27 protein-coding genes are annotated in these 26,107 nt (G+C 43.8%); 13 read left to right on the plus strand and 14 right to left on the minus strand.

The features are described from left to right. Nucleotides 1–33 precede the first annotated feature (33 nt). From ACMXYS_RS01320 to ACMXYS_RS01335, 4 genes are read left to right on the plus strand one after another with little or no spacing between them, the layout of a single operon-like run. Nucleotides 34–774 carry a hypothetical protein gene (locus ACMXYS_RS01320; RefSeq protein WP_415897375.1) on the plus strand — a complete coding sequence of 247 codons (741 nt, stop codon included), beginning with the start codon at nucleotides 34–36 and terminating at the stop codon, nucleotides 772–774. After that, nucleotides 767–1,558: a glycosyltransferase family 2 protein gene (locus ACMXYS_RS01325; protein ID WP_415897376.1), complete on the plus strand. Its 792-nt coding sequence runs from the start codon at nucleotides 767–769 to the stop codon at nucleotides 1,556–1,558. The genes ACMXYS_RS01320 and ACMXYS_RS01325 overlap by 8 nt, the downstream gene beginning before the upstream one ends. Beyond that, nucleotides 1,548–2,531, plus strand: a complete 984-nt coding sequence (locus tag ACMXYS_RS01330; protein WP_415897377.1) for a glycosyltransferase family 9 protein — start codon at nucleotides 1,548–1,550, stop codon at nucleotides 2,529–2,531. Before ACMXYS_RS01325 ends, ACMXYS_RS01330 begins: the two co-directional genes overlap by 11 nt. Nucleotides 2,532–2,558: 27 nt before the next feature. Beyond that, nucleotides 2,559–3,863 (plus strand): hypothetical protein, encoded by a 1,305-nt coding sequence (locus ACMXYS_RS01335; RefSeq protein ID WP_415897378.1) that lies wholly within the window; start codon nucleotides 2,559–2,561, stop codon nucleotides 3,861–3,863. 58 nt (nucleotides 3,864–3,921) lie between these two features. Here ACMXYS_RS01335 and ACMXYS_RS01340 read toward each other — a convergent pair whose 3' ends face one another. From ACMXYS_RS01340 to ACMXYS_RS01350, 3 genes are read right to left on the minus strand one after another with little or no spacing between them, the layout of a single operon-like run. Next, the gene (locus tag ACMXYS_RS01340) at nucleotides 3,922–5,022 is read right to left on the minus strand and encodes a glycosyltransferase family 4 protein (RefSeq protein WP_415897379.1); all 1,101 of its coding nucleotides are present in this window, start codon (nucleotides 5,020–5,022) and stop codon (nucleotides 3,922–3,924) included. Nucleotides 5,023–5,061: 39 nt separating this feature from the next. After that, the gene (locus tag ACMXYS_RS01345; protein WP_415897380.1) at nucleotides 5,062–5,841 is read right to left on the minus strand and encodes a glycosyltransferase family 32 protein; all 780 of its coding nucleotides are present in this window, start codon (nucleotides 5,839–5,841) and stop codon (nucleotides 5,062–5,064) included. 8 nt (nucleotides 5,842–5,849) lie between these two features. Continuing rightward, nucleotides 5,850–6,770 carry a lysophospholipid acyltransferase family protein gene (locus ACMXYS_RS01350; RefSeq protein ID WP_415897381.1) on the minus strand — a complete coding sequence of 307 codons (921 nt, stop codon included), beginning with the start codon at nucleotides 6,768–6,770 and terminating at the stop codon, nucleotides 5,850–5,852. Nucleotides 6,771–6,934: 164 nt separating this feature from the next. Between ACMXYS_RS01350 and msbA the strand changes: the two genes are divergently transcribed. Both msbA and hldE read left to right on the plus strand, forming a co-directional pair. Further along, nucleotides 6,935–8,662: a lipid A export permease/ATP-binding protein MsbA gene (gene msbA, locus ACMXYS_RS01355; RefSeq protein WP_415897382.1), complete on the plus strand. Its 1,728-nt coding sequence runs from the start codon at nucleotides 6,935–6,937 to the stop codon at nucleotides 8,660–8,662. A 24-nt stretch (nucleotides 8,663–8,686) separates the two neighbouring features. Beyond that, nucleotides 8,687–10,120: a bifunctional D-glycero-beta-D-manno-heptose-7-phosphate kinase/D-glycero-beta-D-manno-heptose 1-phosphate adenylyltransferase HldE gene (gene hldE, locus ACMXYS_RS01360; RefSeq protein WP_415897383.1), complete on the plus strand. Its 1,434-nt coding sequence runs from the start codon at nucleotides 8,687–8,689 to the stop codon at nucleotides 10,118–10,120. 30 nt (nucleotides 10,121–10,150) lie between these two features. Here the strand turns inward: hldE and ACMXYS_RS01365 are convergent, their stop codons facing one another. Together ACMXYS_RS01365 and ACMXYS_RS01370 are read right to left on the minus strand one after the other, a co-directional pair. Continuing rightward, entirely contained in the window at nucleotides 10,151–10,954 is an 804-nt protein-coding gene (locus ACMXYS_RS01365) for an aldo/keto reductase (RefSeq protein ID WP_415897384.1), read from the minus strand. After that, complete coding sequence (locus ACMXYS_RS01370; RefSeq protein ID WP_415897385.1) at nucleotides 10,951–12,126, minus strand: FAD-dependent oxidoreductase; 1,176 nt, start codon at nucleotides 12,124–12,126, stop codon at nucleotides 10,951–10,953. Before ACMXYS_RS01370 ends, ACMXYS_RS01365 begins: the two co-directional genes overlap by 4 nt. Before the next feature lie 90 nt (nucleotides 12,127–12,216). Here ACMXYS_RS01370 and waaA point away from each other — a divergent pair, with 90 nt between their 5' ends. Then, nucleotides 12,217–13,494: a lipid IV(A) 3-deoxy-D-manno-octulosonic acid transferase gene (waaA, locus tag ACMXYS_RS01375; RefSeq protein ID WP_415897386.1), complete on the plus strand. Its 1,278-nt coding sequence runs from the start codon at nucleotides 12,217–12,219 to the stop codon at nucleotides 13,492–13,494. Nucleotides 13,495–13,507: 13 nt separating this feature from the next. On the opposite strand, the gene ACMXYS_RS01380 is transcribed toward waaA, so the two are convergent. After that, nucleotides 13,508–14,074, minus strand: coding sequence for an SIS domain-containing protein (locus ACMXYS_RS01380; RefSeq protein WP_415883205.1), 567 nt, complete (start codon nucleotides 14,072–14,074; stop codon nucleotides 13,508–13,510). A 1-nt stretch (nucleotide 14,075) separates the two neighbouring features. Further along, complete coding sequence (gene cyaY, locus ACMXYS_RS01385) at nucleotides 14,076–14,408, minus strand: iron donor protein CyaY (RefSeq protein ID WP_415897387.1); 333 nt, start codon at nucleotides 14,406–14,408, stop codon at nucleotides 14,076–14,078. Nucleotides 14,409–14,624: 216 nt separating this feature from the next. Between cyaY and lptM the strand changes: the two genes are divergently transcribed. From lptM to ACMXYS_RS01415, 6 genes are read left to right on the plus strand one after another with little or no spacing between them, the layout of a single operon-like run. Continuing rightward, a complete protein-coding gene (gene lptM, locus ACMXYS_RS01390) occupies nucleotides 14,625–14,753 on the plus strand; it encodes an LPS translocon maturation chaperone LptM (protein ID WP_415883207.1) in 129 nt (42 codons plus the stop codon). Between the two features lie 10 nt (nucleotides 14,754–14,763). Further along, on the plus strand, nucleotides 14,764–16,020 hold the full coding sequence (gene lysA / locus ACMXYS_RS01395; RefSeq protein WP_415886672.1) for a diaminopimelate decarboxylase: 1,257 nt from the start codon (nucleotides 14,764–14,766) through the stop codon (nucleotides 16,018–16,020). A gap of 9 nt (nucleotides 16,021–16,029) precedes the next feature. Next, on the plus strand, nucleotides 16,030–16,872 hold the full coding sequence (dapF, locus tag ACMXYS_RS01400; RefSeq protein ID WP_415897388.1) for a diaminopimelate epimerase: 843 nt from the start codon (nucleotides 16,030–16,032) through the stop codon (nucleotides 16,870–16,872). Then, nucleotides 16,869–17,552, plus strand: a complete 684-nt coding sequence (locus ACMXYS_RS01405) for a DUF484 family protein (protein ID WP_415897389.1) — start codon at nucleotides 16,869–16,871, stop codon at nucleotides 17,550–17,552. Before dapF ends, ACMXYS_RS01405 begins: the two co-directional genes overlap by 4 nt. A 19-nt stretch (nucleotides 17,553–17,571) precedes the next feature. After that, on the plus strand, nucleotides 17,572–18,471 hold the full coding sequence (gene xerC / locus ACMXYS_RS01410; protein ID WP_415883211.1) for a tyrosine recombinase XerC: 900 nt from the start codon (nucleotides 17,572–17,574) through the stop codon (nucleotides 18,469–18,471). Next, entirely contained in the window at nucleotides 18,468–19,187 is a 720-nt protein-coding gene (locus ACMXYS_RS01415) for an HAD family hydrolase (protein WP_415897390.1), read from the plus strand. Before xerC ends, ACMXYS_RS01415 begins: the two co-directional genes overlap by 4 nt. A 5-nt stretch (nucleotides 19,188–19,192) precedes the next feature. Here ACMXYS_RS01415 and ACMXYS_RS01420 read toward each other — a convergent pair whose 3' ends face one another. From ACMXYS_RS01420 to ACMXYS_RS01450, 7 genes are all read right to left on the minus strand, one after another. After that, nucleotides 19,193–21,058, minus strand: a complete 1,866-nt coding sequence (locus tag ACMXYS_RS01420; RefSeq protein ID WP_415897391.1) for a methyl-accepting chemotaxis protein — start codon at nucleotides 21,056–21,058, stop codon at nucleotides 19,193–19,195. 113 nt (nucleotides 21,059–21,171) lie between these two features. Continuing rightward, a complete protein-coding gene (gene hemW, locus ACMXYS_RS01425; protein WP_415897392.1) occupies nucleotides 21,172–22,314 on the minus strand; it encodes a radical SAM family heme chaperone HemW in 1,143 nt (380 codons plus the stop codon). Nucleotides 22,315–22,320: 6 nt separating this feature from the next. Beyond that, nucleotides 22,321–22,923 carry an XTP/dITP diphosphatase gene (locus ACMXYS_RS01430; RefSeq protein ID WP_415897393.1) on the minus strand — a complete coding sequence of 201 codons (603 nt, stop codon included), beginning with the start codon at nucleotides 22,921–22,923 and terminating at the stop codon, nucleotides 22,321–22,323. A 65-nt stretch (nucleotides 22,924–22,988) separates the two neighbouring features. Further along, a complete protein-coding gene (locus tag ACMXYS_RS01435; protein ID WP_415897394.1) occupies nucleotides 22,989–23,438 on the minus strand; it encodes a DUF4426 domain-containing protein in 450 nt (149 codons plus the stop codon). 12 nt (nucleotides 23,439–23,450) lie between these two features. After that, nucleotides 23,451–24,041: a methionine biosynthesis protein MetW gene (gene metW / locus ACMXYS_RS01440; RefSeq protein ID WP_415897395.1), complete on the minus strand. Its 591-nt coding sequence runs from the start codon at nucleotides 24,039–24,041 to the stop codon at nucleotides 23,451–23,453. Beyond that, nucleotides 24,041–25,210 carry a homoserine O-succinyltransferase MetX gene (gene metX, locus ACMXYS_RS01445; RefSeq protein ID WP_415897396.1) on the minus strand — a complete coding sequence of 390 codons (1,170 nt, stop codon included), beginning with the start codon at nucleotides 25,208–25,210 and terminating at the stop codon, nucleotides 24,041–24,043. Before metX ends, metW begins: the two co-directional genes overlap by 1 nt. Nucleotides 25,211–25,506: 296 nt before the next feature. Next, on the minus strand, nucleotides 25,507–26,052 hold the full coding sequence (locus ACMXYS_RS01450) for a YggT family protein (protein ID WP_415883219.1): 546 nt from the start codon (nucleotides 26,050–26,052) through the stop codon (nucleotides 25,507–25,509). Nucleotides 26,053–26,107 lie beyond the last annotated feature (55 nt).

Genomic DNA, 26,107 nt, shown 5'->3' on the forward strand with positions numbered 1-26,107 from the left:
TCCAGTTTAGGCTATTGAGATACATCTAACCTTATGAAATCAGTTGTAAATCCAAATTGTCAGCGCTTTAGTGCGATTTTGAAAGATGTGCCTGCTTTGTTTGAAAGTAGTGATACATCCATTCATAAAGCACGGAATGAACTAAAGATAGTTGATTACTTAGATGAATCATTGGTCTTGAAGTCTTTCAAAGTGCCGAACTTACTAAGGCGTTGTATTTATACGTATCTCAGACCGAGTAAGGCTGAAAAGTCGTATCAGAACTCCCTTTTATTGGGTTACTTTACGCCAACACCGGTTGCCTATGTTGAGTACTTTGACGGTGGCTTAATTTCTAATAGTTATTTTGTCAGTGAGCATTACGCGTATGATTTTACGATCCGTGAGCCCTTACTGGACTTAGATTTTCCGGATCGACCTGAAGTGTTTAAAGCATTCGCGAGGTTTTCTTTAGCGCTGCACGATGCTGGATTTTTCCACAAAGATTATTCGCCGGGTAATATCTTGATCCGAAAACTCGCTGATGGTGGATATGAATTTAAGATTGTTGATGTTAATCGCATGCTACAACTTGAGCTCGATAACGAAATGCGAGCACGGGGTTTTGAAAAACTCTGGGCAAGAGATGAAGATTTAGACGTTATTGCAAAAGAGTACGCTCAACATAGCGCTGTACCTGATGACTTTGCAGAGCAGGTAAAGCTCTTCTCTAACAAGAATAAACGCTTGAAAAACTTCAAAAAGCGCTTAAAAGGTAAGCCCGTTAATGACTAATATCGACCATATTTCATGCGTTATTATCGTTAAAAATGGCGCAGAAACCATCGTTCCTGTTTTGGACGCTTTGGCCTGTTTTAATGATGTGGTGATCTATGACAATGGATCGGATGATGGCACGCAATCACTAGTTTCCAACTTCGAGAATGTCAATTTGGTTGAAGGGCCATTTTTAGGTTTTGGTGAAACGAAACAGCGTGCTGCTAGTTATGCTAAGCATGACTGGGTATTGTCATTGGATGCGGATGAAGTGCTTGCAGATGAGTTTATCTCCGCATTGGCACAACGCTCATTAGATTCTGATAAGGTGTATTCAATTACGCGCAGTAACTTTTACAAAGAGCGTGAAGTTAAGCATTGTTGGGGCAAAGATGTGATCGTGCGTCTGTATGATCGTACCAAAACCAACTTTAATAGCAGTAAAGTGCATGAGCTTGTTATCACCGAAGGCTTCGAAGTCGAAAACCTAGCAGGCACCGTTCGTCACTATCCTTATCAAAATATCTCTCAATTCATCGTTAAGCTTGATAAGTACTCCTCTCTTTTTGCAGAAGATAAGCAAGGCATAAAGAAGTCATCTCCGCTGAAAGCCAGCTTGAATGGCATCTACTCATTCTTTAAAACCTATTTCTTAAAGCGTGGTTTTATGGATGGGTCTGCAGGGTTGATTATCGCCTTTTCACATATGGCGACGAATTTTTATAAGTATATGAAGCTGTATGAGCTGAATAAAGCAGCCAAAGACAGTAGCGGTAGGATAGAGAACGCCAATGACAACTAGTGTCTTAATTACTCGCCACGACAAGATTGGCGACTTTGTTGTTGCTCTGCCGATGTTCCAATGCCTAAAGGCAGTTAGACCAGAGCTGCGCTTGGTTGCTTTAGTGTCTAAGATTAATCTCAGTTTAGCGCAGCAGTTACCTTATATTGATGAGGTGATTGAGTATCAGCCTGACAATCTTGGCGCTACATTAGCGGCGGTTAAGAAGGCAAAGTGCTCCGTAAGTATCTCAGCGTTTATCGATTCACAATTAGGCTTTCTATTATGGCGTGCGGGTATTCCTAAGCGCATAGGACCGGCAACTAAACTGGCGCAAATCTGGTTTAACTGTCGAGTTAAGCAGCGTCGTAGTCAGGTGAAAAAAACTGAGTTTGCCTATAACTTAGATCTTCTTAAAGCATTTGATAGCCAAATCGAGACAGGTATACAGGCGCCTTTGTTTGGTTTTGCTAAGGCTGATTCAATTCGGGCTTTGGAAGCATTTAATGCGCAATATCAGTTAGAGAATGACCGCCCCATCGTTGCTTTTCATCCAGGCAGTGGTGGGAGTACCGATGGTAATCTAACGCTGCAAGATTATATCCGTCTTGCTCAAGCAGTGATTCAACAGGAAAAATATAGGGTTGTGTTTACCTTTGGCCCTGATGATGAATCTTTAATTGCTGAAACAGATGCTGTACTTGGAGGTCAGGCGGTTTTGCACCGATCGCAGGGTAGCGTTTATGACTTTGCTCTGCTGTTGAGTAATTTCTCTTTGTTTGTCAGTACTTCAACGGGCCCTATGCATTTAGCCGCTGGATCTAATCTTAAAACCATATCCTTCTTCGGTGATGTAAAGGTTGCTTCTCCGGCTCGATGGGCTTCGGTCAATCAACCGGAAAACCAGCATAACTTTACTGTCCCTCAAGACTATTCAGACGAACTGTACTCTGAAATTGAAGAAGAACTACTTCAATTAACTGAGCAGGTTTAAAAACTATGTGTTTAGAAGGAGAGCGTCTTGCCAGCGCCTAAACCTAGTTCAGATGATGATCTACACCCGTGGGATCACTATTCCGATCAACCGCGAATCATCACGGATAGAACTTATAAAAAGCGGATGAAACGTAAGCATCTTAAGGACTATCTGCTTACCTTTTTGACATCTTGCTTAGTCTTTCCTTTAGCTCTAATCGCTTGGCTCTTTAATCGAAAAGTGGAGCCGTCTTCGGATCATTTCTTTTCTCTTTGTGTCAATTTAGACAAAGGGGAAGAGCAATATGAGTTAGTTGAGGAACTGGGTTGTAAAAGCTTACAGGTGCGATTTTTCCTGTCGGAAATGGATCGTATAGATGAGTATTATCAGTTTGTGGCCGGGTTTGGAGAGAAAGAGATTCTCTTAGTGGTAGTGCAAGATCGTCAGCATATTGGTGATCATGAACTACTTGCTAAGGATATGGCCAGAGTTTTTGAAGTTTTTTCACCTCTAGTAAAGCAGTTTCAAATTGGAACCACGATCAATCGTTCTAAGTGGGGCTTCTTCTCTGTAGCTGAGTATCTGCAGTTTTATCAGGTGGTGCAGAAGGTCCGAGATCAGCAGTTCCATGGGTTAAAGCTATTAGGCCCCTCAGTTATCGACTTTGAATACCCTTACCTGATTAGAGCTCTATTTAATGGCTTTAAATTGAAGTTCGATAAAGTAGCAGCACTTCTCTATGTAGATCGACGTGGAGCACCAGAGAATCCACAAATGAAGGTGTTTGATACCTTTAATAAAATTACGCTCCTGCACAGTATCGCCAGATTAAGTCCTAAAACGTCCAGTAAATTACTGCTGACAGAAGCAAATTGGCCCCTATCCAATACAGCTCCTTGGGCACCTACCAGCGAAACTGAGTGCGTAAGTGAAAGCGACTATGCGAACTTTTTACTTCGCTACCATCTGCAGGCTATGGCTACTCAGAGAGTGGAGTCTGTTCATTGGCATCAACTTATCGCGCCCGGTTATGGTTTGGTTGATAGCCGAGAAGGTTTGCGTAAGCGCGAAGCCTTTTGGGTTTACAAAACTATGCTCGATGTTTTGGGTAATGTGGAAGTACGGCATTACCAAAAGCAAGGAGAGGTATATCGGCTTGCTTGCAAAGACCGTCAATCAGATCGAGATGTGACTGTACTTTGGGGCAACGAGGTCGAGTTACCTCTGGAAAAGTATCTGAAGCAAGAAAATATCAGCGTGGAAAGTAAACAGTTGATGGATAAGTCAGCTGCTATCTTGAGTTTTGAAACAGCAAAGGTATCTGATAGCCCTATTTACCTCGTTGGATAGATTGGTTTTTTCTTCGGTAGTTTATCACTAGGAAATAAGGCTATTATCTCAGCTTGAATTAGATGTTTTGCAGCAAATCATTTACTTCAGAGAATTGAGTATTACTTTCAAAATCAGCTTGTGCTTTCACTCTGCCGGCATCTGCAAGCTTTTGTCTCAATTCATGATTGTTGTAATAGAGTTTGAGCTTTTCGGCTAAATCTTCAGCTGACCCACTAGTAAATAACAATCCATCTACTTTGTCATTGATGATCTCTAGAGGACCTCCGCTATTACTCGCAATAACAGCCGTTCCTGTATGCATTGCTTCGATTAGAACCATTCCGAAGGTTTCTTTATCGGTGGCTAAAACAACACAATCACTGATCGCCATGAGATCTTGAACATTGTTTACAAACCCCGTAAATCTTACTTGTTCAGTTAATCCTTTCTCTACAATACTATTTCTGAATTGTTCTAGGTACTCAGTTTCCATAGCGTCACCTATGAACATCAGATGCACATTAGGGATTCTTAAATATTCAAGTGCCGATACTAATAGGGCTTGCCCCTTAGCAGGTTCAATACGACCTGCAAGGGTAACGATAAAGGAATTTTCTAGCTGGTATTGCTTTTTTAGGTCTGTTTTTAATTCTTTGTTTAGTTGCTGATAAATTGGAGCCCCAATATAAGAGGTCTTCACGGGAGGGCATATTTCTGCGGGTATGAAGCGTGTAATCTGATCCTTTACTTGCTGTGTCACGGCGATCATTAGATCGATATTTTTATAGAGGTATCGATGATAGAAGTCACTCTTGAAGCGAGTCATATTCATATGACGGCTCTGGACGAGTTTAGGATTACGTTTACTTAATTTTTTTGCTAAGACGCAGAGAGGGAGGTCTTTTGTCCAGTGCAAATGGACTAGATCGATCTCATTTTCATCAATATATTTAGCAAGAGTTTTTGCATTTTTGAAAATGTTCTTCCATGCATGTTTTTGCAAACGTAAAATTGGCAGATCATGCTGTTCAGTCAGTGTGTTGTCTAGTTTACTTCCTTGAGCAATTCCAACATGAATTGGTGCCTGGGTTTGTAGATAACTGCTCAAACGCTGCATATAGAGCTCTAAGCCACCAAAATTTGGTGATAGGCACAACTGCATAATCCGCCTGCTCATTGATAGTGCTCCAAATGGGAAAGTTTAAGTTGCTTTGTTTTAGTCTTTTAAAAGATCTTCTTTATTCATATGAGTCCATTTCCCTCTTGGCTTATCAATATATTGGAAATGCTCATTGGTAAAACTGCCTTGAATGCAAGTAATCTTATAGTAGCGATGATTTACAGATTCAGAGCCTATTGCGTTATTGAACACTGTGGGGCCAGTTAGATCGTAAACTCCAGAGCCAATTTTTTTGTCTTGAATGTTTTTTACGATATTTTCTATTGTTGTGGTGAGGAATCTGTTGTTTTTCGAACTAGCAATAAAGTAATTAGTGTAATGTTCTTTATTTAGCAAAAATAATTCGTCATCGTTTTCATCTATCATTTTGGATATAGGCCAAACAGCGTGAGCATCAATATCCATATAGATACCGCCGTGGTGATTTAGAGTTATCATACGCCATAAGTCAGCCTGGGCAGCTCCATTAGTAAGCTTTTCATATGCTGAGGCGACTTCAGGAGGCATATTATCTTTAATAAATGTTAGACGATCTTCAGTACTGACATAGCGGTATTCAAAATCTGGAGAGATTAATCTATTGAACAAGTAGTTGCAGTACACTGGTAGGCTTACGCGGTTGGTGTAGTTTGTTTGCCAAATGACTTTTGGAATTTTAGTGCACTTGTTAGATTTTATTAATGGATCGCTCTGCGTAGGTATTGTGAATCGCTTGTTTGGGAACAAGAAGTGAAAAAGGAAAGAAAACCCTTTAACCAACGCTCCAATAAATTTGGTAAGTCGATTAACTAAAATGATTTTTAAAGGCAATTTCATCGGTGGTCCTACTGCGTTGAGGATTTCTGATAAGGGCTTTCCTTGCCATTTAACTGTGTTTTAAATCGTTTGTGAACCCACATATATTGTGTAGGTGCTTTCCTTACGCCAGCTTCAACGGCTAAATTCACCAATGTTGCGTCTTCAGTTTCATCCCCGCTAGGGAAGTTATCTACTGGGACAATTTCTACAATGTAACCAGAATCGTCTTCTTTACGGCGTTGTTGCATTGATAGAAGAGGCGAATTGTTTAATTTTACCATGCGAGTTGTCGCTGTTACGGTGGCTGCCGTTTGACCGAAAAAAGGCACAAATACGGATGTTTTATGCCCCATATCTTGATCAGGTCCATACCATACAACTTGGTTCTTTTTCAGGCAGCGAATTATTTCTCGTAATTGTTTTCGTTCTATTGGGCGGCTAAATGATGCTCGACCTTCACTAATTGTTTTTTCCATTAATGGATTATTGTGTTGGCGGTACATAGAGATAAGAGGAGCACCATGTCCAGAAAATAGCATGCCTCCTAAATCTAAATGGGAATAATGGGCCCCAAGCAAGATGACTCCACGCCCTTGGGCTAAGGCTTCATCCAATAATTCAAATCCACGATATTCAGTGCGGCTTTGTAAGGCTTTTTTGTTGCCCCAATATGACCAAGCAGTTTCAACTAGCCCAATGCTGTTATTTTTGAAAACATCTTTTACAAATTGTTCTTGTTCGGCAGTGTTGAGTTCAGGAAAGCATAACTTACAGTTTACCGCGGTAATATGACGACGCTTGGGCAACAAATGGTAAAGAACTACACCTAACAAACGGCCGAAGGCTAAACCCAATTTGAAAGGCAGTAAGGCGAGTATTCTCAGTAGAAAGACGCTTAACCAGGTTGGCCAGTATTTTGGAGCTAAAAAGGATTCGGTTTTATTCACAGTCAATCAGATCTTGATCAATAAGCTTCCGATTATACGTGTCTCCTTGTTTCTCAGCCAGAGAGAAGGTTGGGGAAGTTATATCATCAGGTTATAATGCTGGGCTAATTTCTGAGGATTCATACCCATTTATGTCTAAAAATGACCAAGAAAAAGGTGTGGGGATGAAAATATATTTTCGTCTTTTAACCTATGTTCGCCCTTATTGGCTACCTTTTTTGTTGGGCATCTTTGGATTTATCCTCTATGCCAGTGCCCAGACTGGTTTTGCTGCGTTGATGGAATATTTGATTGATGCCATTAGTGAGGCTAAAGAAGGAACATATATTTATGGCCCTCTTGCGGTGATTGGTATTGCAATCGCTCGTGGTATTGGTACTTTCATGGGGAACTTTTTTACCGCTTATGTGGCTCGTAATGTCGTGCATCAGCTCAGAAAAGTCATGTTTGATCAGTTGCTGAAAATCCCCCTCGATTATTTCCATAATAATGCCTCGGGGCATATTCTTTCTAAAATTTCATACAATGTTGAGCAGGTAACAACTGCTGCTACGGACTCGCTTAAAGTAGCTGTCCGAGAAGGAATGACAGTTATTGGTCTCTTTGTTTATCTACTTTATCTTAATTGGCAGCTGACTCTGGTATTTGTGGCAGTGTCTCCATTAATTGCTTTGGTTGTGATGATTGCCTCTAAACGTTTTCGTCGTTTGGGTCATCGTATTCAAGATTCTATGGGGAATGTCACTCATGTCGCTTCTGAAAACATTCAAGGTGTTCAGATTGTGCGTACATTTGGTGGTTGTGATAAAGAGCGAAAACGTTTTGAAAAAGCCAGTGAGCAGAATTTGCGTCAAAGTTTAAAATTAGCGTTCACTGAAGGTTTAAGTGTTCCTATTGTTCAGATTATTGTTTCCAGTGCATTAGCTCTCCTTATTTTCTTAGCGCTACATCCTATGATGAATAACGATATGACTGCGGGGCAGTTTATTGCGTTTATTATTGCTGCTGGCTTAATTGCTAAGCCGCTACGCGCTTTAACTGAAGTAAACAGTTCTATTCAACGTGGTATTGCCGCAGCTAAAAGTATTTTTGAATTGGTGGATGAAACCGTAGAAAGCAATACAGGCAGTTTGGTTACTAAAAACGATCAAGGAAATTGTCGGCTTGAATTTAAAGATCTCTGTTTTTCATATCTGTCCAATAAGCCTGTACTTAATCGTTTAAATCTTGAAGTGGAACCAGGGCAAACTGTAGCTCTCGTGGGGCGATCGGGCAGCGGTAAGTCTACGTTGGCAAGCTTGATCCCTCGTTTTTATGAACCGACGAGCGGAGCTATTCTCCTAAATGGGCATAAACTCGATGACTACGAGTTGATCTCTTTACGATCCCATATTGCCTTAGTGACTCAGAATGTATTCCTATTTGATGGCACAATTCGTGAGAATATAGCCTACGGAGTAGATCCTGATGTTGAGGAATCAGCAATCATTGAGGCAGCACGCGCCGCTCATGTGATGGAATTTGTCGAGCGTATGCCTGATGGCTTAGATACTCATGTGGGTGAAAAAGGTACCAAACTTTCAGGTGGACAGCGCCAGCGCATCGCGATTGCTCGTGCGATTTTGAAAAATGCCCCAGTCCTTATTCTTGATGAGGCGACATCAGCCTTGGATACAGAGTCAGAACGTCATATCCAAGCAGCTTTAGAGAACGTAATGAAAGGACGAACGACTTTGGTGATCGCGCATCGACTTTCAACAATAGAGTCTGCGGATCAAATTGTCGTAATGGATCAAGGCCAAATTATGGAGAAAGGATCGCATGCCGAGCTTTTAGAGAAAGGTGGAATGTATGCGGATCTTTACCAGAAGCAGTTTACTGAAAATGACTGAGCATCTTAGTCACGGAGAAATTGAATGAAAATCAATATGCCACGTTTTGATAAAGCACAGGTTCTGGTTGTAGGGGACCTAATGCTAGATCGTTATTGGCATGGGCCGACCTCAAGAATTTCCCCTGAAGCACCGGTGCCAGTGGTAAAAGTTGAGCAGAATGAAGATCGCCCAGGTGGCGCTGCCAACGTTGCATTGAATGTGACCGCTTTAGGAGCAGGTGTTTCTTTAGTTGGTTTAGTGGGTAAAGACGAAGCGGGTGAAGCGCTTCAGAAGCAATTGACCTCTGCTCGAGTGAACTGTGCTTTTTCGATTACCGAAGAAGAGCCAACGATCACTAAACTGCGCATTATCAGTCGCCACCAACAGTTGATTCGCTTAGATTTTGAAGAAGCTTTCTCTGCTGAACACAGCGAAAGTATCCAATCAGAATTAGAACCTTTATTAGGGAATGTAGGCGTGTTGGTGCTGTCTGATTACGGTAAAGGTACTCTGTCTGATTGCCAAGGTTTAATTAATGCGGCAAAAGCAGAAAATGTACCTGTGCTGGTTGACCCTAAAGGCAGTGACTTTAGTAAGTATCGCGGTGCAACCTTATTGACGCCTAACCTGTCCGAGTTTGAAGCAATTGTTGGACATTGTGCATCTGATGAAGAACTTGTTTCTAAAGGACAGGCGTTAGCGAAAGAGCTTGAACTAGAGGCTTTGCTAGTGACCCGCAGTGAACATGGTATGACTTTGATTCCTGCTGAAGGCGATGAGGTTCATTTCCCTGCACGTGCACGCGAAGTGTTCGATGTAACAGGTGCTGGCGATACCGTTATATCTACCCTTGCTTCAGCTTTAGCGGCGGGTGAGGAACTCACTAATGCTGTGGCTTTATCCAATATCGCAGCGAGCATTGTTGTTGGGAAATTGGGTACTGCGGCTATCAGTGCGCCAGAACTGCGTCGTGCAGTGACTAAAGAGCAAGGTGCTGAGCGCGGTGTAGTGACCGAAGAGCAGTTATTAATTGCGTTAGCTGATGCGCGTGCTGCTGGCGAGAGTATTGTATTTACCAATGGTTGCTTCGATATCTTACATGCCGGTCATGTTGGTTATCTTGAGCAAGCAAGAGCGCAAGGCGATCGCCTTGTCTTAGCGATCAATAGTGATGAATCCGTTAGTCGCTTAAAAGGACCGGGTCGCCCTATTAATCCGGTTGAGCGTCGCATGGCAGTATTGTCTGGTTTGGAAGCGGTCGATTGGGTGCTGTACTTTACTGAAGATACCCCTGAACGTTTGCTGGAACAGGTGAAACCGGATGTCTTAGTCAAAGGCGGCGACTATGGCATTGAAGGCGTCGTTGGTGGTGAGTTTGTTCGTAGCTACGGTGGTGAGGTTCGAGTGCTTTCTTTCCTTGATAATTGCTCTACTACAGCCATTGTCGAGAAAATTCAGGGCGATAGCGACGAATAGTCGGCTATCGCACTCTTTATTTAAACTAACTTAGATCGCAAGTTTGCTGAGCGCGGCATTAGCAGCGTTCACATTACTGGCTAGATGCTTAGGATTGATTGTGCCAATAATGGCCGAAGTTACGCCCGGATGGGCATAGATAAAATCAAAACTGGCCTGAATTGGATCTTGAGTTTGATCTAGGCAGATATGGCCAGAAGCGAGTGCCTTTTTAAGCAATATGCCTTTATTGTTTTGGGCTGCGTAGTCCAAGACGGCTTCTTCATCTCGATGGTTTAGATTGTAAGTCACCATCGCGCAATCAGATTTCTCTAAAGCTAATAATCCGCCTTCTACGGTCTTCGTCGACATACCAGTCGCGCGGATTTTGCCTGACTGTTTTAGTTCCTCTAGAACATCCAAAATACCGTATTTGCGGATGATCTCTACATCATTTCCATCAGAGTGTACCAGTAACATATCAATGTAATCCGTGTGTAAGCGTTTAAGGCTGCGCTCTACACTGTATTGCACGTGCTCCGGCGTGAAATTGAAGCCGGATTCACCAGTTGTATTGTCGAACTCTTCACCGACTTTTGAACAGATAACCCAGTCGTTACGCTGCCCTTTAAGCAAAGGGCCCAAGCGCTCTTCGCTATTGCCATAAGCAGGGGCTGTATCGATCAGGTTGATGCCTAAATCTTTAGCTTGTGCGATTAAATCAAGCACCGCTTTGTCATCAGGAATGGTGAACCCCGTTGGATACTTTACGCCTTTATCTCGACCGATCTTTACTGTGCCTAAGCCGATGGGTGAGATCTTTAAACTTGTTTGAGCTAGCTCGCGTTTAATCAAAACTCACTCTCCCATAAAGGCTGTGCGGTTTCCGGCTTAGAAAGTACTTTTAGAGGTGAAAGGTCAGTATCAGATGATATTTTCTTACATAAAGGTAACACCTGATCGGCTAAATCAGGCGATAGCGCTAATTTTGTTGGCCAAGCCACGATGCAATTGCCGACTTTCTGAGCAAAAGCAGAATCGGGTCTCGCTAGGGATGATTGCTTAGGTTCGGCGCGATTCACATGGAATGTGCTCCATTGCGCATCGGAAAGATCTACCCAAGGCAGTAGGTCTGTTAATGCCTTCTGAGCAAATTGAATCTGTTCAGTAGGGGAGCGATCTAACCCGGTTTCGGCAACATCGCCGCCAAGGTACCAAACCTGTTTGCCATCACTGCAAGGGTGTGTGGTAATCGTTGCTACTGGTTTGCTGCCAGTACCGATGCAGTGGGCAAACGTAGGCAAATTATGGTCGTGCTTGACCATTACCATATGCAAAGGGCGTTTTTGCATCTCAGGCTGTTCGAGCGATAATTGACTAGCAATAGATTCGTAGCCTTCACCAGAGGTCAGTACCAGCTGAGCTGTTTCAAGTGTTAGGTCATGCTTCTTAAAGGTGATGCTCTGAATTTGTTGATCATGAATCTGGATTTCAGCTTGGTTCAAATCCGCTTTGAATATGCGATCTTCAACAGGTGCTCTCAGTGCATCAATCACGGTTGGTACGTTTAATACCAGCTCATTCAAACGGTAGAGAGACCCTTTAAATTTGGAATTTGAAAACACTTTAGGGCGATCTGATTTCGATACCTCTTCAACACGTCCGCGAAAGGCTTTGGTCGCAAAGAAGGTAGTCATGCGAGAGCCTAAGGAGCCCTTAGACCACATATAGTGAGCTTCAGATAGAACTTCTACAGAGGTAAGGTCTATTTCGCCGTTGCCATTTAGGCAATCACGCCAGCGTTGCGGCATCTCTTTTATCGTATTGGAAGCTTGGGTTAGTACGCCGTTTAGCGCATACTTCGTACCGCCATGAATGATCCCTTGTGCACGGATGGTCTGTCCGCCACCTAAGGTGTCTTTTTCCAGCAAAATGGTATTTAGTCCATCTTTTACTGCTCTATTAAGAAGCCAAAGGCCAGCTACGCCGCCGCCCACGATTACGAGATCAAGTTTAAGTGTATTCATAGACGGCATTATAAGCATGGGGGCGCTTAGGAGCTAGCCGATGCGTGTTATACTAGACGACTTTATTGTCGACTGATGTGCTCACTTTTTATGAATCGCACTCTCTATACTTGTCTGTTTTATATCGCTCTACCGTTTATTTTGCTGAAGTTATGGTTGCGAGGTCGTAAGGCGCCTGCTTATCGCCAGCGTTGGCAAGAGCGACTTGGTTTTTTTCAATCGCCAGCCTTTGACGATCGTCCTTTATGGATTCATGCTGTTTCTGTCGGTGAGGCACTGGCGATAATTCCTCTCGTTAAGCTGATACAAGCTCGCTATCCACAGCTGCCTATTGTGATGACGACTATGACACCAACGGGAGCGGAGCGAATCATCGATACTTTCGGTGATAGTGTTACTCACTATTACTGTCCTTATGATGCGCCTTGTGCGATTAATCGTTTTCTTTCCAAAGTGAAACCGCGCGGTTGTGTGGTTGTTGAAACGGAATTATGGCCAAACATGATTGCAGGTTGTGCCAAACACAATGTGCCTGTGTTAGTCGCAAATGCACGTTTATCAGCAAGATCTGCAAAAGGTTACGCTCGTTTCAGCAAGATAGCTGATCAGATGCTAAAGCAGATCACTAAGATAGCTGCGCAAAATAGTGTTGATGGTCAGCGCTTTGTCGATTTAGGCCTTCCGCAGAGCGCGTTAGAGGTAACCGGTTCCATCAAATTTGATGTCTCGGCTCCAGAAGGGAGTGAGCGTTTGGCTGTAGCCCTGCGAGAAATGTGGGGTTTAGATCGACCAGTCTTTATTGCTGCCAGTACGCATGAAGGCGAAGAAAGTGCGATCTTAAATGTATATCACAAGCTGTTAGAGGGTATTCCAGAGCTATTGCTGGTCATTGTGCCTCGCCACCCAGAACGATTTGACGGAGTTGCGGAGCTTATAAAGCAGCAAGGCTTTAAGTTGGCGCGTCGTAGCTTAGGTCAACAGCCGAACCCTAAAACTCAAGTGTATCTTGGCGATACTATGGGTGAACTTATGAAACTGTTAGCGGCGGCTGATATTGCGTTTGTTGGTGGTAGTTTGATTGAGCGCGGTGGGCATAATCCATTGGAGCCCGCAGTTTTAAAGAAAGCCGTTGTTATGGGACCGAACTTCTTTAACTTCCAAATTATTTGCGACTCGTTACGAGAAGCTGGCGGCTTAGTCGTAGTCGAAGATGAAACGGCGTTGCTGAAACAGACTGAGAAATTGATACAAGAGCCTGCTGAAAGAGAAAAAATTGGCGAGTTAGGTCAGGCCTTTGTAAAGGGAAATCAAGGCGCATTGGATCGTTTGTACGCCTTGACTGAGCGAGTCTGCATTAATAGAAATTAATGCGGACGAACCATTAGGCGTTGCTAGTGGTTCTTCTGTCCATCTCTTCGCACAACCAGTGTCCTACAAAAATGTGGGCTTCTTGAATGCGTGCTGTTTCATCAGATGGTACGCGGATTAAGTGGTCGGCAATATCGTTTAGCTTACCACCGTGAGAGCCTGTCCAAGCCCAAGTGGTGCAACCGATCTCTTTCGCCGCTTCAATTGCATCAATGACGTTAGCACTGTTGCCTGAAGTCGATATGCCGATGATTAGGTCTTCAGGCTTGGCTAATGCTTGTAGCTGACGAGTGAAAACAGAATCATAACTGTAGTCGTTGCTGTGAGCGGTAAGAATCGAAGTATCAACCGTAAGTGCTATCGCTGCGAGTGGGCGACGTTCCGCTTTGTAACGTACAACAAACTCAGCTGCTAGATGCTGGCTGTCGGCTGCGCTGCCGCCGTTACCCATAAAGATCAATTTGCCGCCTTGGTCGAAGCATTGCTCTATTTGATCGGCCAGAAGTTGGCTATCAGCAGCAATTTTGTCTAACTGGTTAAAGGTGTCAAAGTGGCGTTGTAGCGCATTTGAGAATGACATATTAAGCTCCAGATAGATCGAAAATCAGATTTTCACCCGCTTGTTCAGCAAAGGCTTTGCCGAAGAAATCTTCAAGCTTTTGGCCGTCGCTATCCAAAACCCAGCTGTTAAGGTTTTCATCATAGTCAAAGTGGAAACCACCGCTCTTGGTTGCCAACCATAGTTGTTTAACTGGAGCCTGACGGGTAAAAATAAGCTGAGTGCGGTTTTCACAGATGATCGTTAAAATTCCACCGCCGAACTGAACATCAATATCGGTTTCTGCATCATCTAGCACTTCTTCAATCTGTTCTAATGTTTCATCAACCAGATCGTTAAATTCGCTTTCAGTCATGTTTACTCCGGCGTAGTTGCCTTGAAATCGTGTTTATAGAGGCGAAGTATATCAAGCAATAGCTAAAAGCCGAAGAATGGTTCTCATTAACTCCCAAAATTATCGATTAAAAGGCAGTTTTTTCTTTATATCTACTTGGATATGAAAAACGTTTTTATGAAATCTCTGTGAACTAGGTATAATCGACGCATTAGACCGTTTAATGGGATTCCCACTGTGAAAACGCAGACCAAACGAATTGGATTAGTTGTCCTGCTTAGTATGTTAGTACTGGGTGGATGTGGCCAGAAAGGCCCTTTGTATCTGCCTGATGCAGAAAATCAGAAAAAATCACAGCAGAAGTAAGAGAATTTTCATGGATTCATTCGAATATAAAAATGGGCAGCTCTGCTGTGAAGAAATTGCTTTAACACGCGTTGCCGAAGAGTTTGGTACACCAACATATGTGTATTCTCGTGATGCACTTGAGCGTGCTTACCTAGCATACGCAGATGCATTAGAAGGGCATGACTCATTAGTTTGTTATGCCGTAAAAGCTAACTCCAACATTGCAGTGCTAAATGTTCTTGCGCGCCTAGGTGCAGGTTTCGATATTGTTTCTGCCGGTGAGCTAGAACGTGTTCTACGTGCAGGTGGCGATGCTTCTAAAGTTGTTTTCTCAGGTGTTGGTAAACAGCCAGCAGAGATTGCGCGTGCTCTCGAAGTAGGTATTCGTTGCTTTAACATTGAGTCAGAAGCTGAGCTTGAGCGTGTAAACGAAGTCGCTGGTGCTGAAGGCAAAGTGGCTGCGATCTCATTCCGTGTGAACCCAGACGTAGATGCAGGTACCCATCCTTATATCTCTACAGGTTTGAAAGAGAATAAGTTTGGTATCGATATTGATGAAGCTGTACGCATTTATGGCCGCGCAGCTCAGATGGAAAATGTTGATGTTGTCGGTATGGATTGCCACATCGGCAGTCAGCTAACGGAAGTTACTCCATTCCTAGATGCACTCGATCGTGTATTGGTACTAGTAGATCAGTTAGCTGAGCAAGGCATCACAATTAAGCATTTGGATTTGGGCGGTGGTCTAGGTGTTTGTTACACCGATGAAGTGCCTCCAACGCCTCAAGAATATATTTCAGAAGTTCTTAAGAAAGTTGAAGGTCGTGACCTTGAGCTGATTTTTGAGCCTGGTCGTTCTATCGCGGCCAATGCCGGTGTAATGTTGACTCGTGTTGAGTTTTTGAAGTGCACTGGCGAGAAAAATTTCGCAATCATTGATGGTGCAATGAATGACTTGATCCGTCCATCTTTATACAGCGCTTATCAGGAGATTGTTCCGGTAATGTTGCGCGAAGGTGGTGAAGAGAAACAATGGGACCTTGTAGGTCCTGTTTGTGAAACGGGTGACTTCTTAGGTAAAGATCGTGCGCTAACACTAGAAGCTGGTGATTTACTCGCTGTTTGTTCTGCAGGCGCTTATGGCTTTGTGATGGCGTCTAACTACAATAGCCGTGGTCGTCCTGCGGAAGTGATGGTGGATGACAATCAATTCCACCTGATTCGCAAGCGTGAAACTCTGGCTGATCTAGTTAAGGGTGAACAGCTGTTACCTAAGGATCGTTAGGGGTTATTGATGTTAGTCCGTTTTACCAAAATGCACGGTTTAGGTAATGACTTTATGGTGCTGGATCTAGTGACCCAGCGCGTAAAAGTTACGCCTAAACTGGTAAAAAAGCTTGGTGATCGTAACTTTGGTGTAGGGTTCGATCAGCTATTAATCGTTGAGCCACCTTCAGATCCAGATGTGGATTTTCGTTACCGGATCTTCAATCAAGATGGCTCAGAGGTAGAGAACTGCGGTAATGGTGCCCGTTGCTTCGCCAAGTTTGTTCGCGATAAGCGCTTAACGGGTAAGTCCGAAGTTGTCGTGCAGACGGCTAATGGCCGTATGTGCCTGAAAATTCGCGAAGATAAGCGAGTTGAGGTCAATATGGGTCAGCCTATATTGCAGCCTTCAGAGATCCCTTTTGCGGCCGACCAGCAAGCAATTACTTACCCTGTTGAGGTTGACCATCAAGGCGCAGCTGAAACAGTTGAATTAAGTGCGGTATCTATGGGCAACCCGCATGGGGTTTTAGTTGTGGATAACACCGAAACAGCGCCAGTAGAAACATTGGGTCCAGTGCTAGAGCCTCATACGTGCTTCCCTGCAAAAGCGAATATCGGTTTTATGCAGGTATTGGCACGCAATGAAGTTAATTTGCGTGTATTTGAGCGTGGCGTTGGTGAAACGATTGCTTGTGGTACCGGTGCGTGCGCCGCGGTTGTTGCAGGAAAATTGCGCGGTCTGCTCGATATGCCTGTGACAGTTCATCTTCCTGGTGGCGATCTTGAGATCGAGTGGCAGGGTGAAGGCCATCCCGTTATTATGACAGGGCCAGCAACAACGGTTTATGAAGGACAGATCTTCGTATGAGTGAAGAAACAGGACAGATTAACGAAGCTCAGGTAGCGGAATACCTCCAGCAACACCCTGACTTTTTCACAGGTAATGCAAAATTACTGGAAAAATTACACGTACCTCATGAGACAGGTCGAGCTGTCTCTTTGGTTGAGCGTCAAACTACGGTTCTTCGTGAAAAAAACCAGAATCTAACAGCGCACCTTTCTGATCTGATCGATATTGCACGACATAATGATCTGCAGTTCGAGAAGACCAAGCGTATGGTATTGGCATTACTGGAAGCTGAAACGCTGGATGATATTGCTGTAGCGATTGATGAAAGCTTATGTCAGGACTTTGCTAGCGATAGCACAGCGTTGATTTTGTTCACGAGCAAACCTTTAGATGTGAATAACCTTCGACTTACTCTGCGTGAAGATGCTGCGGTGATTGATAGTTTGGTAGGTACTAATCTACCTAGCTGTGGACGCCTGTCTGATGCTGAAAATGAATTCATTTTTGGTGATGAAGCTATCAAAGTTCAATCCGCTGCTGTTGTGCCGTTAGTGCAGGGCGAAACTTTAGGTTTGTTGGCAATTGGTAGCTTTGATGCGAACTACTTTACCAGTAGCCAAGGCACAGTATTGCTAAGCTATGTTGGTGAAGTATTAAGCCGCGTAGCTTCTCGTATTCTGCGTCAGCAGGATCATTAAAGAAAGATAGGGGAGAGAGTTGAAAGAAGCGCTGTTAGAGCAGTTTCTTCATTACCTAGCGACTGAACGCCAGCTCTCTCCTCACACCCTCGATAATTACAGTCGCGATCTCAACAAACTACTCGATTTTACTGAGCAACAGACCCTGACTGAATGGTCTTCGGTTGAGGTTAAACACATTCGCCAGTATGTAGCGATGCTACATCGTAAAGATCTGGCCGGTAGCAGTATTCAGCGCTCTCTGTCAGCTATCCGTAGTTTCTATAATTTCCTCTCTCGTGAATCGGTAGTAGAGCAAAACCCTGCTGCAGCCGTGCAAGCGCCTAAATCACCCCGTAAGCTGCCCTCTACACTCGATGTTGATCAGATGGGAACACTGCTCGATGTACCCGTGACCGATAACATTTCTGCTCGGGATGCCGCAATGATGGAGCTTATGTATTCATCTGGACTGCGTGTATCAGAGCTGGTGGCTATCGACCTGTATAGTTTGGATCTTTCCGAGGGAAGCTTGAGGGTCGTGGGCAAAGGCCGTAAAGAACGTGAATTACCCATAGGGCGGAAGGCACTTGAGGCTTTAGATCGATGGCTCGATGTGCGTCACGAATTGGCTAACTATGATGAGAATGCGCTCTTTGTTAGTAAGCGTGGTAGCCGTATTACGGTTCGCTCGGTGCAGCAGCGGATGGATTATTGGGGTAAATATCTAGGTGTGAATGGTAAAGTTCACCCGCATAGACTCCGTCATAGTTTTGCTAGCCATATTCTTGAATCCAGTAGTGACCTTCGTGCCGTACAAGAGCTCCTAGGGCATGAGGATATATCCACAACACAAATCTATACTCACCTAGATTTCCAACATTTAATGAAAGTGTACGAAGGTGCTCACCCTCGTGCACGGAAAAAGAGCCAGAAATGATACGCTGCATTACCTTTGATCTTGATGATACTCTCTGGGCTGTCGACCCTGTTATCCTGCATGCAAACCAAACTATGTTTACTTGGATATCTGAGCATGCATCGGCATTTTTACAGCATTACAAGTTACATGATCTTGCTGTTTTGCGTCAGATCGTTTTAGAAGATGCTCCAGAGATTGCCCATAGTGTAACGCTGATTCGGATGGCGCAGTTGAAGTATGGTCTTCGAAAAGCGGGTTACAGCGCGGATGAAGTAGAAGCCTTGGCTGCCAAAGCTTTTGACGTGTTTATTCAAGCCCGCCAGGAAGTGGTCTTTTTTGAGCATGCACGTGAAGTTTTATTGGAATTGAAGCAGCAAGGTTATCAGTTGGGTGCGTTGAGTAATGGTAATGCTGATATTCATCGAGTGGGCCTAGCCGATCTGATCGATTTCCAATTCAAAGCAGATGATGTCGGGCAGATGAAGCCGCACCCATTAATGTTCGAACAGATGTTAGCGCACACGGGCTTAAGACCGGAGCAGGTTATCCATGTGGGGGACAATCATGAACATGATGTGGAAGGTGCTGCCGCTGTCGGGTTGTGGACAATTTGGGTTAATCTGCAATCGGGTGATAAATCACCTAGTGCGTCTGCTCAGGTATCTTGTTTAAGCGAGTTGCCGGCGCGAGTTGCTGAAATTAATCAGCAAGCTCACAACCGTATAACTCTCTAAGGTAATTATTTAACTTTAAACTGGCCTACTATTTGTTGTAAGTAAGCCGCTTGTTTAGCGACTTCTTCACTCGCTTCAGCATTTTGACCAACTTGTTCGCTGGCTACCTCGACAATCGTTTGAATTTGCTCAGCATTGTTGTTGATATCACCTGCCATGGCAGTCTGTTGTTCAACAGCCGCAGCCACCTGAGATGTCATATCGACAATGTTGGTGGCGTCATTCATGATTTTATCCAGTGCGCTAATGCTGGTTCCTGCCTCTTCTGCACTTTGAGCACTTACCTCGACACTACGCATCATTAAGTTGGATACTTGACCTGTTTGCTGCTGTAGGTCATTAATCATGACATCGATCTCAGTCGCGGATTCTTGGCTTCGACCAGCCAAACCTCGAACTTCATCCGCAACGACTGAGAAGCCGCGGCCATGATCACCTGCGCGCGCAGCTTCAATGGAAGCGTTAAGTGCAAGTAGGTTAGTTTGTTCGGCAATCCCTTTAATAACATCTAGTACTGTGCCGATCTTAGTACCGTTTTCTTCTAACAGAGTGACAGCCTCGGTACTTTGGCTAGCACCTTCTGCTAGGTTGTTAATATTCTCGATTGCGTGACTGATGATACGTTGGCCTTCAGCAGCGCTTTGTTGTGAGTGGCTTGCAGTTTGCGCAGTCAATTCAGTGTTATGAGCAATCTCTCGCATAGCACTTTCCATCTCTTGTACAGCGGCAGAGACTTGGATTACTTGGGCTTTTTGAGTTTCTAAGCCTTGAGAGGTTTCAACAGCGATTGCGGACACTTCTTCGGCAGCGGCGCTTAGTTGCATTGAAGAGTTGTTAACACGATCGAGCAAGCTTTGGAATTCAGACATCATGCTATTAAAGCTATGTCCCATATCACTTAATTCGTCCTTTGAGACAACATTGTAACGGACGGTCAGGTCTTTATTTTCTTTGGCATTGCCCATTACTTTTTGAAGGTTGCGTAGGCGAGAAATGATATTGTGAGCTATCCATAGGGCTATTGCAGATACGATGCCTGCGATGATGATGGCTTTTATGCTTGAGAAAAGCTGGATCGAAGCTATTTCGTTTTCTAAACGCTCCGTAATTTCGATAACTTGTTCGTCAAGTAAAGTCTCTGATTTGTGAATTGATTTCCTCATTTCGCCTAGAAGGCCTTGCTTGCTGCTGAGTCCAAGCTGTTCGTAGTTGTCGATCAGGGTCAGGAATTTAGAACGATAGACAGATAGCAACTGTTTAGTTTCGGTTATATCGCTTTCGTTGAATAACTCAGTTTCTAGGTCGTTATTTAATTTTTCAAAATTAGCTTCAAATTTTTTGCGGTATTTCAGGTCTTTACGGATAAGGAAATCTTTTTCATTGCGGCGTAATTGCAGAATATCGGCTAAGAGATGATAGTTATCTAGCTCTTTTACTTTGCTTTCAGCACCGTGTACTGCCTTGCGAAGCTCTCCGCGTAGGCCTTCATTGTGAGATAAACCGATCTCCTGCTTCAATTTCACTAACTGATGGAAATTATCGGCATAAGTATCAATGATTATATGTAGATCTTTAGTTTTCTCGTGCGGAATACCGGCGTGGTCTAAGTGCTCTTCAAGAGTGGTTATTTCGGCTTGAAATGCAGCAACGGTATCGTCAAAGCGTTTTAGGTATTTGATATCGTCTCGAGCTAAGAAGTCTTTTTCATGGCGTCGCAAGGTCAGCATGCTGCTTTCAAGGTTGCTGACTTCTGTTTCAGCATCTTTCAAGCTGGAAACGTTGTTGATTGCAAAATGGAGCATGCCGTACATCGATGCGATCGAAATGATAATGAACGTTATTAATGCCGTTAGTTTGAATTTTATTGTCATTTTTACTGCGCCTAGGAATAAAATTTGAGAGCTGACCTATCCCTGTCTGCAGAAAATTCAATATCGCTTATAAACTTAGTACAAATGATCTTGTTTGCGAACCGTAAAACTACTTAGTGCATAAAAAAACCGAGTAAATTGTTTAAAAAACAACGACCTTGCTCGGTTGGGCATAGTGTGTGGAGCTCTTTTGTTAGTAGCTTTTGTTGTTGTGCTTTTACTAGTGACTGCTCGATTATCGATAGGGGTAACCCCGTTCGTTCTGTAAACAGATTGCTAGGTACACCATGATACAGCCGTAATGCATTGAGCATAAATTCGAAAGGAAGCTCTTCTGGGCTTATTTCAGTGTCGCCTGTTAGCCTTGTTGCTGGGTTTATATAGGCTTTAGGTTGTTTCTGTTTCCAGCGGCGAATGATTTTGTTTTGTTCTGGAAGTGTGATCTTGCCGTGAGCACCTGCGCCTATGCCGAGATAGTCACCAAATTGCCAATAATTTAAATTATGTTTGGCTTGGCTTTCATTCGATTTAGCATAGGCAGAAATTTCATACTGGCTGTAACCTGCGGAGCGGATCAACGCTTGCCCTTGCTCTTGGATCTCCCACAGAGTGTCATCGATTGGGAGTAGTGGGGGACGAGAGTGAAATTCTGTGTTGGGCTCTATGGTTAGCTGATACCAAGATAGATGATCAGGCTGTAGGGCTATCGCTTGTTCTAAATCACTCAATGCGCCTTCTAGCGTTTGGTCAGGAAGGCCATGCATCAAGTCTAGATTTAATTTAGGGAAGAGTTCACGAGCTAATGTGGCTGCTTTAAGCGCATTGTCAGAGTTATGTATTCGCCCAAGCTTTGCGAGATGCTGATCGTTAAAGCTTTGCACGCCGATAGAGAGTCGATTAATCCCCGCATCTCGATAGCCAACAAACTTATCTTGCTCGAAAGTGCCAGGGTTAGCTTCTAGCGTGATCTCGGCATTTTTTTCTAGCGGGATAATATTGTTAATGCCTTGCAGTAATACTTTAAAGCTATCTGCAGAAAATAGGCTGGGTGTACCGCCTCCAATAAAGATTGTTTGGATGCTGCGCCCTTGTGCGAGATGTTTTTCTGACTCCAGATCATCCAATAGACATTGGATATACTCTGCTTCAGGCAGTTCATCACGCTGCGCATGAGAATTAAAATCGCAATAAGGGCATTTACGCACACACCAGGGGATGTGTACGTAAAGAGAGAGTGGCGGCAGCTGTAGGCTCATAAACGGTTACTTCAAGTAAGTTTCAATACTTTGTTTCAGCAGTTGAACTGCTTGGCCGCGGTGGCTGAGTTGATTCTTTTGTTCAGGAGCTAATTCAGCTGATGCTTTTTCCAGTTCAGGAATCCAGAACAGCGGATCGTACCCAAAACCGTTGTTTCCGCTAGCTTGTTCGAGAATTGTCCCTTCCCAACTACCCTGACAGATTAATGGGGTTGGGTCGCTAGCATGACGCATAAAGACTAAAACACAGCGGAAACGAGCGCTGCGTTGTTCGCTAGGAATGCCTTCAAGCTGTTCTAAAAGTAATTCATTGTTCTTGGTATCAGTTGCATCTTCGCCTGAAAAACGTGCCGAATAGATACCTGGAGCGCCTTGAAGAGCATCAACCTCTAGCCCAGAATCATCGGCTAGTGCAGGTAGCCCCGTAACTTCAGCGGCGTGGCGTGCTTTTAGAATGGCGTTTTCAACAAAGCTTAGGCCGGTTTCATCGGCATCACTTACGTTGAATTCAGATTGAGGTACAACTTTGACACCTAAGTCTGCCAGAACTTGATTAAACTCTTTCAACTTACCTTTGTTGCCACTGGCGAGCACAATTTTATTAATCATTCTTTCACCGCACTGAAAATAAAAAAAGACGCATGATAATGCGCCTTTTTGTGAGTTGTTAGGGCTTACTCTTCGTAAAAGCGTTGTTCAAATTTTACAGTGTAAGCGGGTTTGTTTGGGTCCGGTTGTACTTCTAGAGATAGGCGCATCACTTGATCATCAGTAAAACCAAATTGACCTATGTAATAGATCGCATTGCCTTCATCGACTTTTTTGAAGTCGAGATTTTGCGATTGTTGTATCAAGCTTGTTGCTTGGCCTTTTACAAACGCTGATACCGGTTTTTTCTCGCCATTCTCAATTTTTAAAACTGATACATTGACCAAAGCACGTCGCTTACTACGTTGGATACCAATAGCCTGAGCTACATCGGGCTTAATAAAAGTACTGTAGAAAGCGTTATAGTGGATCTCGTAGTTGTCATATTTTACAAACTGTTCAGCCAGAACGGGTTGGCTAATGAGTGCGATTAATGACAAAAATAAAGCTGATGCCCATTTGCTTAAGCGATTCATTATCTGCCTCACTTATTTTGTAATCCGGTAGATGGCAATTTCACCCAGCATGTTAGGCCAGAGATGGATCCACCACCGGTGTTGGTGTTCGTTATCCACAACGGTACGTTCCATGATGTAGATATTGCGTTCAACACACAGCTGCTCAAAATCATTGAACGTACAGAAATGTGTATTGGGTGTGTTATACCAAGTATAGGGTAGGAACTTGGATACTGGCATCTTACCTCTGAACGCCAGATACCCTCGTGCCCGCCAATGCCCAAAATTTGGGAAAGTAACGATGCACTCTTTACCAATTCGAAGCATCTCATCAACGATTTGATCCGGACGCATCATGATTTGAATAGCTTGAGTCATGATCACGGTATCAAAGGTATTGTCTTTGATTGAGGCCAGGCCCTCTTCAATATCTTTCTCGATTACGTTGACGCCTTTACGTACACAATCGGTAATATTGTCTTGGCCAATTTCTAAACCGTAGCCGGTCGCGTTCTTCTCTGTTTGTAGATAGTGAAGTAACTCACCATCGCCACAACAAAGGTCAAGCACGCGCTTGCCAGGTTCTACCCAGTCTTTGATCAGCTCTAAATCAGCGCGCATTAGCTTTTCTCCTCTACTTTTAGTGCCATAGTATCCTGCTCAACTCGCTCCATATAAGCAGAGAAGATGTCGAGGTAACGAGGAATAGGGATTAGGAACGCATCATGGCCTTGAGCTGCTTCAATTTCTGCATAGCTCACTTGTTTATCTGCTTCTACTAGCGCATCCACAATCTCGCGTGAGCGCTCTGGTGAGAAACGCCAGTCTGTAGTGAATGAGATCACCATAAACTTCGCTTTTGCTTGTGCTAGCACTTCTGGAAGGCTTTTTCCGCTATCCACTGTTGGATCGAAGTAATCCAGCGCTTTAGTCATCAACAAGTATGTATTGGCGTCAAATGCTGTCGAGAAACGCTCGCCCTGATAGCGAAGGTAAGACTCGATTTCAAACTGCGGTGTAAAATCGTAGCTGATCTGTCCGGAACGAAGTTCACGACCAAATTTACTGCGCATGCCGTCGTCTGATAGGTAAGTGATATGACCCAACATCCGTGCCAGCATTAGGCCGACTTTAGGTACTTCATCTTTCTCGTAGTAGTGACCGTTATGGAACTGAGAGTCCTTACTAATTGCTTGGCGAGCTACTTCGTTAAAGGCGATGTTCTGTGCTGATAACTTAGGTGCGGCTGCGATAACCATGCAGTGACGCAGACGATCAGGATAATTGATCGACCACTGTAACGCCTGCATGCCGCCCAAGCTTCCGCCAATAACGGCTGCAAATTGCTCGATGCGGAAGCGATCAGCCAAACGCGCTTGGCTTTCGACCCAATCATTGACCGTTACAATCGGGAAGTCAGGGCCATAAGGTTTGCCGGTTTCAGGATTAATCTGGTTAGGGCCGCTTGAGCCATGGCAACCACCTAGGTTATTTAACGCGATAACAAAGAACTTATTGGTATCGATCGCTTTACCTGGGCCTATGGCGCTGTCCCACCAGCCCGGTTTTTTATCGTCCATGCTGTTATAACCAGCAACATGGTGGTTACCCGACAAAGCATGACAGATCAAAATCGCATTTGAGTGATCTTTATTCAGTTCACCGTAGGTTTCGATGATAAGGTGGTATTTATCTAATGTGCGGCCGCATTGAAGCTGTAATGGCTCATTAAATTCGATAATTTCAGGTGTAATAATTCCAACGGAATCTTCAGGAATAACAGCAGGCATTTCTAATCTCGACTCTAAAACAGCAATTTTCTAATTACACAACGAAACGGAGCGCTAGATGCGCCAGAGGAGTCGAGCTTCACATCTCGTAGAAGATGAGTACGCGACCAAGAGAAATGAAAGTTGAATCTGTCACCTTAGGTATCTCAGTAAAATGATCTTACAATTTAATCAAGTTGACCTATTTTAACGAGTTTTTACGTCACAAGCTCGTATTTGTCCAAACGATTAATGTAAAAACTTGCTCTCAAACAATTAAATAGAGCAGAGCGAACGGAAACGCTCTGCTTTATTGGTTAGTAAACAAATCTGCCTAACTGGGATTGTATGATTGTGATCGCAAGGAAAATAAATATAGGTGACAAATCTAAACCACCTATTGGTGGGATCACCTTTTGCACAAGTTTAAATAGAGGCTGTGTGACTTGTTGAATTAATTGTGGGCCAGGATGATAACTGCCAGGCGCAACCCAGCTGATAATAACTGAGCCTAATACTGCCCAAAAATAGATCTCTAGAATACCGTTCACAACGCCCACAAGTGCCAGTACCAGAAGGTGAACAATGTTGGGCATGTCCATTCCCGATACCATTACGATCAAAAATAGTGTCGCGAGTTTAACTACTGTTGCATAGAGCAATGCAGACGCATCAAATTTGCCAATACGAGGCACGGCTCGGCTAATTGCGACTACAGGTACATTCGTCAATTTGGCAATCGCTTGAGATATCGGATTGTAATAGTCGGCATGGGACAGCTGTAAAAGGAAACGCAAGATAATAATGAACGCATACATTTCACCCAGCATGCGGATTATCAAAACGATTGGATCCTGTGCCATATCAATTCCTATGTCGTTGATCTGTTAGTAAAACAAGTATAGTTAGGTTCAACTT

It is taken from the genome of Neptuniibacter sp. QD57_21 (assembly GCF_047778075.1).
GTDB lineage: Bacteria > Pseudomonadota > Gammaproteobacteria > Pseudomonadales > Balneatricaceae > Neptuniibacter.

Coding starts and splice junctions, on each gene's coding strand:
- ACMXYS_RS01320 (WP_415897375.1), top strand. CDS start 34: ATGAAATCAGTTGTAAATCCAAATTGTCAGCGCTTTAGTGCGATTTTG.
- ACMXYS_RS01325 (WP_415897376.1), top strand. CDS start 767: ATGACTAATATCGACCATATTTCATGCGTTATTATCGTTAAAAATGGC.
- ACMXYS_RS01330 (WP_415897377.1), top strand. CDS start 1,548: ATGACAACTAGTGTCTTAATTACTCGCCACGACAAGATTGGCGACTTT.
- ACMXYS_RS01340 (WP_415897379.1), bottom strand. CDS start 5,022: ATGAGCAGGCGGATTATGCAGTTGTGCCTATCACCAAATTTTGGTGGC.
- ACMXYS_RS01345 (WP_415897380.1), bottom strand. CDS start 5,841: ATGAAATTGCCTTTAAAAATCATTTTAGTTAATCGACTTACCAAATTT.
- msbA (WP_415897382.1), top strand. CDS start 6,935: ATGAAAATATATTTTCGTCTTTTAACCTATGTTCGCCCTTATTGGCTA.
- hldE (WP_415897383.1), top strand. CDS start 8,687: ATGAAAATCAATATGCCACGTTTTGATAAAGCACAGGTTCTGGTTGTA.
- ACMXYS_RS01370 (WP_415897385.1), bottom strand. CDS start 12,126: ATGAATACACTTAAACTTGATCTCGTAATCGTGGGCGGCGGCGTAGCT.
- waaA (WP_415897386.1), top strand. CDS start 12,217: ATGAATCGCACTCTCTATACTTGTCTGTTTTATATCGCTCTACCGTTT.
- ACMXYS_RS01380 (WP_415883205.1), bottom strand. CDS start 14,074: ATGTCATTCTCAAATGCGCTACAACGCCACTTTGACACCTTTAACCAG.
- cyaY (WP_415897387.1), bottom strand. CDS start 14,408: ATGACTGAAAGCGAATTTAACGATCTGGTTGATGAAACATTAGAACAG.
- lysA (WP_415886672.1), top strand. CDS start 14,764: ATGGATTCATTCGAATATAAAAATGGGCAGCTCTGCTGTGAAGAAATT.
- dapF (WP_415897388.1), top strand. CDS start 16,030: ATGTTAGTCCGTTTTACCAAAATGCACGGTTTAGGTAATGACTTTATG.
- ACMXYS_RS01405 (WP_415897389.1), top strand. CDS start 16,869: ATGAGTGAAGAAACAGGACAGATTAACGAAGCTCAGGTAGCGGAATAC.
- ACMXYS_RS01415 (WP_415897390.1), top strand. CDS start 18,468: ATGATACGCTGCATTACCTTTGATCTTGATGATACTCTCTGGGCTGTC.
- ACMXYS_RS01420 (WP_415897391.1), bottom strand. CDS start 21,058: ATGACAATAAAATTCAAACTAACGGCATTAATAACGTTCATTATCATT.
- hemW (WP_415897392.1), bottom strand. CDS start 22,314: ATGAGCCTACAGCTGCCGCCACTCTCTCTTTACGTACACATCCCCTGG.
- ACMXYS_RS01430 (WP_415897393.1), bottom strand. CDS start 22,923: ATGATTAATAAAATTGTGCTCGCCAGTGGCAACAAAGGTAAGTTGAAA.
- ACMXYS_RS01435 (WP_415897394.1), bottom strand. CDS start 23,438: ATGAATCGCTTAAGCAAATGGGCATCAGCTTTATTTTTGTCATTAATC.
- metW (WP_415897395.1), bottom strand. CDS start 24,041: ATGCGCGCTGATTTAGAGCTGATCAAAGACTGGGTAGAACCTGGCAAG.
- metX (WP_415897396.1), bottom strand. CDS start 25,210: ATGCCTGCTGTTATTCCTGAAGATTCCGTTGGAATTATTACACCTGAA.
- ACMXYS_RS01450 (WP_415883219.1), bottom strand. CDS start 26,052: ATGGCACAGGATCCAATCGTTTTGATAATCCGCATGCTGGGTGAAATG.